The sequence below is a fragment of the Marinobacter sp. tcs-11 genome, assembly GCF_002049515.1.
Taxonomy (GTDB): domain Bacteria; phylum Pseudomonadota; class Gammaproteobacteria; order Pseudomonadales; family Oleiphilaceae; genus Marinobacter; species Marinobacter nauticus.
Genome location: NZ_LLYU01000038.1, coordinates 1 through 8,653 on the forward strand (window position 1 = coordinate 1; position 8,653 = coordinate 8,653).

Annotated in this window: 7 protein-coding genes and 4 tRNA genes; all 11 read left to right on the top strand. The window is 55.9% G+C overall.

All coding sequences use genetic code 11. The annotated features are described in order from the left end of the window. Positions 1 to 472: 472 nt before the first annotated feature. The 11 genes from ARC85_RS19285 to ARC85_RS19335 all read left to right on the top strand — a co-directional run bounded on the left by ARC85_RS19285 (position 473) and on the right by ARC85_RS19335 (position 8,540). Positions 473 to 1,675 (top strand): DUF6160 family protein, encoded by a 1,203-nt coding sequence (locus ARC85_RS19285; RefSeq protein ID WP_286715932.1) that lies wholly within the window; start codon positions 473 to 475, stop codon positions 1,673 to 1,675. A gap of 107 nt (positions 1,676 to 1,782) precedes the next feature. Continuing rightward, positions 1,783 to 2,742, top strand: coding sequence for a hypothetical protein (locus tag ARC85_RS19290; RefSeq protein ID WP_014420475.1), 960 nt, complete (start codon positions 1,783 to 1,785; stop codon positions 2,740 to 2,742). Continuing rightward, entirely contained in the window at positions 2,739 to 3,296 is a 558-nt protein-coding gene (locus tag ARC85_RS19295) for a hypothetical protein (protein WP_286715935.1), read from the top strand. The genes ARC85_RS19290 and ARC85_RS19295 overlap by 4 nt, the downstream gene beginning before the upstream one ends. A 12-nt stretch (positions 3,297 to 3,308) precedes the next feature. Beyond that, positions 3,309 to 5,702 (top strand): DUF6160 family protein, encoded by a 2,394-nt coding sequence (locus tag ARC85_RS19300; protein ID WP_286715937.1) that lies wholly within the window; start codon positions 3,309 to 3,311, stop codon positions 5,700 to 5,702. 104 nt (positions 5,703 to 5,806) lie between these two features. Further along, a complete protein-coding gene (locus ARC85_RS19305; protein ID WP_278350392.1) occupies positions 5,807 to 6,766 on the top strand; it encodes a biotin--[acetyl-CoA-carboxylase] ligase in 960 nt (319 codons plus the stop codon). Next, positions 6,763 to 7,491 (top strand): type III pantothenate kinase, encoded by a 729-nt coding sequence (locus ARC85_RS19310; RefSeq protein WP_206854960.1) that lies wholly within the window; start codon positions 6,763 to 6,765, stop codon positions 7,489 to 7,491. The genes ARC85_RS19305 and ARC85_RS19310 overlap by 4 nt, the downstream gene beginning before the upstream one ends. Continuing rightward, positions 7,491 to 8,135 (top strand): hypothetical protein, encoded by a 645-nt coding sequence (locus tag ARC85_RS19315; protein ID WP_286715940.1) that lies wholly within the window; start codon positions 7,491 to 7,493, stop codon positions 8,133 to 8,135. Before ARC85_RS19310 ends, ARC85_RS19315 begins: the two co-directional genes overlap by 1 nt. Before the next feature lie 31 nt (positions 8,136 to 8,166). Continuing rightward, positions 8,167 to 8,242: transfer RNA gene (locus ARC85_RS19320), tRNA-Thr, on the top strand. A gap of 40 nt (positions 8,243 to 8,282) precedes the next feature. Beyond that, positions 8,283 to 8,366: transfer RNA gene (locus ARC85_RS19325), tRNA-Tyr, on the top strand. Between the two features lie 10 nt (positions 8,367 to 8,376). Then, positions 8,377 to 8,451: transfer RNA gene (locus tag ARC85_RS19330), tRNA-Gly, on the top strand. Positions 8,452 to 8,464: 13 nt separating this feature from the next. Next, a tRNA-Thr gene (locus ARC85_RS19335) sits at positions 8,465 to 8,540 on the top strand. Positions 8,541 to 8,653 lie beyond the last annotated feature (113 nt).

Below are 8,653 nucleotides of genomic sequence, written 5' to 3' on the forward strand. Positions count from 1 at the left end.
ACCTGCGCCGATGGTAGTGTGGCGTTGCCCATGTGAGAGTAGGTCATCGTCAGGCTCCTAAATAAACAAGCCCCAGCATCCTTGATGCTGGGGCTTTTTTATTTTGGATCGAGGCCCTGCTGTGCACTACAACGGCCCCCATGTGACAAGGCGTGCCACGCACGCCGCAGGACGCGGGAGCGCAGCGACGGCGGGCCCGAAGGGCCGAAGGCCAACAGGCCTGAGCAATGTAGGTCATCGTCAGGCTCCTAAATAAAACAGCCCCGACAGCAATTGCTGCCGGGGCTTTTTTATTGCCTGCAGGAAAGCGAGCAGATATGACCCTGTGACCAGCCGCACAGTTACGTCCGGTAAATAACGTTAACATTCGTTTAAGACTGGCGAAGAAAAAACTATAAAGCCAGCTTCAGAGACACTCATCAGTCATTCGATCATTGCCGTCAATAACAACAAGCGGCGGGCAGGTATGGCTATGAGTACACGTAAAAGACTATTCCTTGCGCTGTCCATGGCGCTGTCTTCGGCTGCCCATGCAGATTTGCAGCCCATTTCTGATGCCCAGCTGTCCGAGGTGACAGGTCAGGCCTTTGTCTCCATAGACCGCCAGTACCATCCCGATCCCAACGAAAATACCTCCTATACCCGTGTCAATCTCGGTATGGATATCGAAATCCAGACCAATGTCGATGTTCTCGAGATGGGGCGATATGAGCGAGCGGGGGAGAAGCAGGGTTCTTCCGATGTACTGATCCGCGATTTTGCGCTCGGGTACATCAATAACCAGGCCTACTACAGCAAGAACCCTGATGCCCCGCGACAATATCGCCCCGATGGCTCAGCCTATGGCGAGAATGAAATTGTTCCGTTCATGATCGATAGCCCGTTCTTCGAGTTTGCCTTTGATGAGACCACCAACGAGGTGGTAGGTGTTCGTCTGGGCTTTGGTGAGTCCATGGGTATTCTTTCCGGCAAGATCGAAACACTGACCGGTAACGTCAATGTTGACATTATCGATCGGGGTGAGGGCCTCCGGGAAGCGAACTCAACGGGCAATTTCTTTGATCAGTTGATTGTACTTCTAACTCCGTTGCTCGAATCCGGCAGCCCGCTCGCCACCAAGGCGCAGCTGGTCTACGGAGCCGAAGGCGACCCGCGCATTGGCGAGCTTGATCCTATCCGGGCCGAATACATAGGCATCCCGAACGGGGAGAAATTCGTCCTTGAAGGCGCTGCCGGATTCACCCGGTGGTCGCTGAAGAATCTGATTGGCTGGGGATCCAGCTCGGAGATTGAGGTGCCGGATTGTTCCTTTTTCAGCTGTGGGTCTGGTGATATCTATGTTTACGCCCAGGATTGCATGGTTCTGGGTATCGACTCCTGCTTTGATCTGGATATTTACAACAGTTTCCCGATTGGCCAGGTTGAGGAGGTCAATGGTGAACGGCGAATAACCGGTCCCGCCGATGGTGCGTTTATTTCGTTTCAGACCAAAGATCTGGATTGGCTTAAGGACGTCAAGAAGACCGACATCACGGTGGAGGACTTTATTCGGGCGACGTCCGGTGCATTCTTCAATATCCCCAATGGCGCCACCGAGGTAAACCTGAATGAGGCGTTGTACGGCACGGACCGTTATCGGACTGAGTACATAGACCGTGGTCGGGGGCTGTTCTGATGAGAGGATTCGGGTTCTGCAACTTCCCCTGCACTTCAATGTTGTCGTTAGCGCTCTTGTGGTCTTTGCCCCTCCAGGCTGAGATGGTGACTCTTAATGAGTCCGAGATGTCCGAGATCGATGGCGCCGGCATAGGCCTGGTTCTCGATAACTTTACCTTCTCCCATGGAACCGACGCGCCGGATGCCAATGGCAACCAGGCCCGTATATTCCGAATCACGGGCATCAAAAGCACGGACGGGCAGGACGTGGATATCACCGTGAATCACTTGTACATCGCGGGCGCTGATTCCGCCTATGGTCAGAATCTGACCCCGGTCAACCTGGGGCGTTTGCTGCATCCCTGGCGAATTGACGTGGTGGACGGCAACACGATCGGGGTCAGAGATAAATCGGTGTTGGAAATCGCCGCGCCCGCGATGCTCAGTGCGGCCGAGGGTTACGATTGCCTGGGTGGCTCAGCGGCTGCCGGAAGCGGTACCTGTTCAAGCCGCCCCGCAACTGAATCCTGGATCGGCGAGCGAGCCGATATGGGAATGCAGATGAATGTCGCGGTGGGCAACGACCGCTCTGCCAACCTGAATATACATGCGAAAAGTGCCGTGATTGACGGCAGCTACCTGCGTCTCTGGGGTGATGACGCGCGCCAGCAAATGGCCGGCCAGTTCAAGCTGAACTTCTACTCTCCGGAGCTAACCATCAACGCCTGTACTCAGGATGGCAGCGAGTGTGGCTCCCGCATCACCATGTCCGATTTTGTCCTTCAACTGGCGATCGGTAACGAGCTCCAGCCAGTGTTTTTTGATGTCGACGGTACGGGCAATTTCGTGCTGGAGGTAGATGCTATCGCTGCGCCGGCACCCGGGCAGATTGCCGCAAACGGGCTTCGGGATGGCAGCGATACCGCAACCTGGGACTTCTATGAAGCCTATTACACCAATCCGGAATACCGGAGCAATCTCCGGATTGGCAACTTTGGTGTTGGTGACCGGGATTTTGGCTCCGCCCGCATCGAAGGAATGCTCATTCAGCACCTGGAAATCAGAACCAAGGACTTGGCGCCATGATCCGTCTGACTTGTTGTTCAGCTACCCGGTTTTGCCTGCTCTTTGCGGCCCTGCTTCCCGCCTTGGCGTATTCCGAGATGTCGCCGCTCGGGGACGACGCCCTGGCTGATGTCTCCGGCCAGGGGGGGATCTATCTGTCTGGCGACATCAGCATCAACGAAATGGGAGGTCCGGTTCAGAACAATTACTTTGGCCGGTGTGATGAGGCAGATAAGAAATGCGGTGCTCGCTTTGCCTATCGGCTGAAGCAGGATGGCGGATGGATGGTACTGGATGAAATTCGAGGGATGTTCGCCTTTGAGGGTCTGACCCTGAGGGTGCGTTCGATCGATTCCGGCTTTGGGGGGGATGGTGCACTCTTTGACCGTGATGTGATTGAGCTGGGCTTGCCAAATGTTGTCCGGTTTTCTGACGTACAGTTCAGAATCGCTTCCAGTAGCACGCCACGACCAACTGACCCCGGCTTTCAGCAAACCGACATCTTTGCGGTGGAAATGCAGGGGGACGTGATCATGCAGGGTAACCTTCTGGTTTTTCCGGATGGAACCCCTTAGCCAGGAGGCATCATGACTCGTAAGCTTTCCGGAATCCTGCCCCTGAGTACGGTCGTCCTGGGCCTGGGCAGCTATTCGATGATAACCGCTGCAGATCTCCAGAGCCTTGATGACCGGGCGCTGTCTGAGATACGAGGCCAGAGCGGGATTACCATCGAAACTGACCTGACCATGACCGCAGACAAGCTTTCCTATTACGACGATAACAAAGGCGTCCATCTGGAAGGCATGCGGGTGGGTTCCTCGGAAGTGCCGGGCCAGGGCGCATTTCATCGGACCAGGATCGATATCGGCAGTGATTCTGCGCTGAATCTCGAATACCTGGTAGAAGACCGGCGGGTCGAATTCTCGGACATCCGGCTGGCCGGCGCGCCCGGTGTCAGTATGGGCGGGATTTTCTTTGATCATAGCCTTCAAGGCACCTTGAGCCTGCGCCAGCAGACCGCAGGTGGAACCGGCTATGAATTTGATTCCGCGTACACCATGACGGGAGGCCGTCTGGGCTATAGAACCAACGGTAATTCGGTGTTTCTGGACGATATTACGATGTCCGTTGAGGCCTTGGGAGTAACTCTGGAGCGGGTGGGCCAGACCCTGGAACTGACGGCTCCAAGAGTAAATGGTAGTTGGCAGGTCGGTGCTATTCGATATTCCAGCGATCCTGCGATTTATGGCCGTAGCACCAATGGTAACGGTGACCTGCTGCCCAGCTATGGCGGTCTCTCTGGCCAGTACGAACTGTCCTCAACGACCGATATATCCGCAGGAGGCCGCGCAGGGGAGGGGTTGCGGTTTGATAACGAGACAACCATACATAGCGCGTCTTTCCTCTATCACGATGATGGCCATGCACTCGCCCTGAGAGACATCACTGGTTCCTACCGAATTCAGGACCTTCGTCTGGATGTGGGTGAGGATTGGCGCGGCCGACCGGCAGTGGGTTTAACGCTTGGGCGAATGGAAGGCGAGTTTGAGGTCGGAGCCATTGAGATTGGCGGTGCTGGTAAGAGCTTTGGGGCCTTCAACCTGAGCTTTCTGTTGGAAGACCAGGTATTTGGTGGTCGCAACTACACCAATGCGCTCTACCTGCAGGGCGGAGGCCATGTCGATGCCGGTGCCCAGGGCCTGAGGCTGGCTGCCCAGTGGAGCCTAAGGCTTTCTGATCTGAGCTATACCGAGGACGGCAACAGGGTGATTATCAGCGGCCTTCAGTCCTGGGGGCAGGGCGATATCACCGTGAACGTTACCCGTGACGGTGTTCAGGGTGGAACCCGATTCTATGACGGTTTGAGAATTGGCTTTGAGGGGCTTGAGGCCGGTTACCGTATTAATGGGATGCGCGTTGGCAGTGATGATGCGCCATTGCAGGGTGGCACAGAATTGTTGTTGGCGCTCGGCATCTATCCCGCCTACGATTTTACGCTGGACGGTCACATGACGCTCGGAGCCGGTGGCGCGTCCGGTGAGGGCCTGACAATTAATTCGGATATTCACATTCGTGACGGTCGTGCTGCAGTGATTGCCGCTCCTTATGACGAAGGTAACGGTGAGCAGCCCCAGAAAGGTCTCTGGCTGACCGATATGACCTATGATGGTCATGTTCGTAACATGACTCTGGATGTTACCGATGAAGGATTGGCGCTGGCAACGGAAGAGTCCTGGAGCACCATGGATATCGGCAATGTCCGGATCGGTAATGGTGTCGATGGAGAGAGCCTTGGGCGTTTGAAGATCCAGCGTTTTGAACAGGGGAGCACGACGTTGATCAAGCCTGGTGGTGCCGGCAACGTCTGTGTGGGTGGCGCTGGTGCTTCGGCCTCGGCCTGTTCGGCATCGGGCGGTGAGTGGGAAATGCGGGGAGAGGAAGGTGTCACGATCGAGATGAAGAACATCCTCGCCCGTGCTCAGAGCAGCGAGAAGCGGAATTCGCTGTTGTGGGAAACCAATCGGACCGTCGATGGCCAGGGGCGGGCCGTGAATGGTTCCGGAACCCGCCTGGTTCTGGACAATATTTACACGAGTGACGGTGGTGATTTCGATGGTGATGGCGTCGACGACAATACCTACGGTATTCAAACCGATCTATCCGTTGACGTTTACCAGACCCGAGTCGTGAAGAAAGAAAATGGAGCGGACTCGCTGGGGGTGAATGGCGCCCGTGGAGATGAAAAGATTATGGATGCCTCGGCCCCCCAGGGTTATCGGTATGTGTCCTCTCCTTCTGAGGCTGATCGCCTGAACCGTCCACTGGGATTCGCGGTTAAGGCGGAAACCCGTTTCAAGGAACTGACCATAAATAATATCGATCTGGTTCATCCTGTGGGTGGCGCCCAGACCGCCGTGTTCGGCGCCGTGCTGCAGAACGTGAATATTCGCGCAAACCTGACCGCGACACCTATCCCCTAACGTCGCGACCGGTAAAGGGGTAAGGCCAGTGCTGCCCCTTTGCTTTTCAATCCCCTCCTGTTGTTTAATCCGGGCTTGTTTATTCCCAGTCTGGAAGCTCATTGATGAAATCCAATGCATTGCTGTCCCTGCTCAGTGATCGTGAAATCCATTCCGGTGAATCGCTGGCCCAGAAGCTGGGCGTTTCCCGGACGGCGGTGTGGAAGCATATCCGCAAGGCTATCGCCGACGGAACTGACATACGGACCATTCGCGGGCAGGGTTACCAGCTGGTGTCCGCACTGGACCTGCTTGACCGTGACATCATTCTTGGTCAGCTCAATGCTTCGGTTCGAGAGCGGATACAGCTCACTGTTCTGGATGAAGTGGATTCCACAAACGCCGAGGTTGCGCGCCTACTGACGTCGGCGCCACTCCCGGTGGTGTTATCTGACTGTCAGACGTCCGGCCGTGGTCGAAGAGGTCGGAACTGGGCCAGCCCCAAGGGCCAGAACCTCTACCTGAGCCTTGGGTTGTCGATAAAAGGTGGGTTCTCGGCCCTGGATGGCCTCAGTCTGGCCCTGGGCGTTGCCGTCGCCAATGCCATTGAGCAGGTAGGGGGCGGTGAGGTAGGGCTCAAGTGGCCCAATGACCTGTTTGCCCAGGGCCAGAAATTTGGTGGGATCCTGGTAGAAATCCAGGGCGAACTCCAGGAAGGTTGTGTTCAGGTGATCGCAGGAATCGGTATCAACGTGCATATGACTCGAGCTGAAGACGTTGATCAGCCCTGGACGAGCCTGGACAAGCGTTGGCCAGACCAGGCCTGGGTCCGCAACCAACTCGCTGCCGGGATGATTGCTCACATTCTGGCAGCAGTGACGGAATTTGAGGCCGGTGGCTTCCGGCAATTCCGGGAGCGCTGGCAGCGCCGTGACATCTTTAGCGGCCTGCCCCTCGTCACCCGTGACGGTGAATTAAAGGGCCTGGGAGGCGGTATCGACGAAACCGGAAACTACCTCCTGAAAACAGCAGAGGGCGAAATACCGGTGCGGGCGGGCGATATCAGTTTGCGGGTGTCTGAATGATTCTGTTGATTGACGCTGGTAATACCCGCCTGAAATGGCGACTGACTGGAACAGGCGGCCCTCTTGAAGGGGCAGCGGTCATGGCAGATGCTGAGCCCCTGACAGGACTTTCAGGCTACTGGTCTGACATCGAAAGAATTCTGGTGTCGACGGTGGCCTCGGAAAGCGCCCGCGCGCAACTTCATGAACTGTTGCTTGCCCGGGCCAAGGTGCCTGTTGAATATTGCTGGGCTGAGTCGACGCGCGATGGCCTGTCCAATTCCTATGGGGATGTGTCGCGCATGGGGGCTGATCGATGGCATGCCATGCTGGCAGGCTGGGTCAGGTGTAAGGCTTCTTTCGCCGTTGTCGATGCTGGTAGCGCCGTCACCGTGGACTATGTGAATGCCGGCGGGCGACACCTCGGTGGCTACATTCTTCCTGGGCTCCAGATGATGCGCCGTAGTCTGAAAGTGGATGCGGCACGAATTGGATTTGAGCAGAGTGAGCAACTCGACACCCGCCCGGGACAATCGACCGGCGAATGCGTCAACCACGGTCTGGCCTGGCTCACCGAGGCCCTTGTCCAGGGGATTCATCGCGATGCAAAAGCCTTTGGACTCTCTGCGATCTATCTGACCGGTGGCGATGCCCGGCGTTTGCAGGCCCTTGGTCTTGAGGCAAACGTAGTTGAGGGTATGGTGCTTGACGGTCTTGAGCGAATCGCCAGCGCGGGCGTTCTGTGATGAAGTGGCTGGCGTTTCTGTTGGCAGCTCTCAATCTGGCTGTTTGGTTTGTGCCGGCCTGGATCGAGCCATCCCGTTATGTTGGCGTTTCATCTGGAACCCTGCCACGTGTCTCCAGTCTGAAAGTGGCTTCCGAGACCATGGAGAGCCCCTCCCGGGAAGAGAGTTGTCTACGGATAACGCTCGGAATGTTTGATGCGAGGGATGACGCCGAGAATGTGGCGGCCGGTCTCAAGCATAGAGTCGGCATTGTTGAGGTTGAGAAGGAGTTACCGCCCCTGCATTGGGTATTGATTCCTCCGCAGCCGCCGGAAGCAGCGCGAGCCCAGTTCCGTGAGCTCTATCTTCAGGGCGTGGAATCGTACATTGTTTCCCGTGGAGAGTACCGTAACGCCATTTCCCTGGGACTGTTCGAATCCCTTGAGGCTGCGCAATCGGTAATGGCAGAAAAAAAACAGGCAAATCTGAATGTAGTGCTGGCCAAGTTCCCTCGAAATCGTTTAGGATACGCGCTCGTTTTTGAGGTTGAATCCATGGCAGAAAGTGAATGGGTTCAAGCGGTTGAAGCGAAAACCGGTTACGAGTTCGATTTCGTTGAAAGCAATGCTTGTGAAGGTGTTGCAAGGCCGGAAAAAAATCCGTAGTATACCGCCCTCGCTGAACAGGCGAATGTGAGCTGGCGTAGCTCAGTTGGTAGAGCAGCTGACTTGTAATCAGCAGGTCGGGGGTTCGATTCCGTCCGCCAGCTCCACTTTAAGTTTTAAGCAGGTTCGCTTTTGCGGATTTGTTCGGGAGGGGTTCCCGAGTGGCCAAAGGGATCAGACTGTAAATCTGACGCGAAAGCTTCGCAGGTTCGAATCCTGCCCCCTCCACCACTAATTGCTCGCGGGCATCGTATAGTGGCTATTACCTCAGCCTTCCAAGCTGATGACGCGGGTTCGATTCCCGCTGCCCGCTCCAATTTGGTTTCAATGCTCATGTAGCTCAGTCGGTAGAGCACATCCTTGGTAAGGATGAGGTCACCGGTTCAATTCCGGTCATGAGCTCCATTTTTTATCCGGTCAACGTTGCGATCCTGGTTGATTAGGGAGATTGGTCGAAATGTCTAAAGCAAAGTTTGAGCGTAACAAGCCGCACGTAAACGTGGGCACCATCGGTCACG

Bases quoted from the DNA above. Each gene is read 5' to 3' on its own strand.
- ARC85_RS19285 (WP_286715932.1), top strand. From the start codon at position 473: ATGAGTACACGTAAAAGACTATTCCTTGCGCTGTCCATGGCGCTGTCT.
- ARC85_RS19290 (WP_014420475.1), top strand. From the start codon at position 1,783: ATGTCCGAGATCGATGGCGCCGGCATAGGCCTGGTTCTCGATAACTTT.
- ARC85_RS19295 (WP_286715935.1), top strand. From the start codon at position 2,739: ATGATCCGTCTGACTTGTTGTTCAGCTACCCGGTTTTGCCTGCTCTTT.
- ARC85_RS19300 (WP_286715937.1), top strand. From the start codon at position 3,309: ATGACTCGTAAGCTTTCCGGAATCCTGCCCCTGAGTACGGTCGTCCTG.
- ARC85_RS19305 (WP_278350392.1), top strand. From the start codon at position 5,807: ATGAAATCCAATGCATTGCTGTCCCTGCTCAGTGATCGTGAAATCCAT.
- ARC85_RS19310 (WP_206854960.1), top strand. From the start codon at position 6,763: ATGATTCTGTTGATTGACGCTGGTAATACCCGCCTGAAATGGCGACTG.
- ARC85_RS19315 (WP_286715940.1), top strand. From the start codon at position 7,491: ATGAAGTGGCTGGCGTTTCTGTTGGCAGCTCTCAATCTGGCTGTTTGG.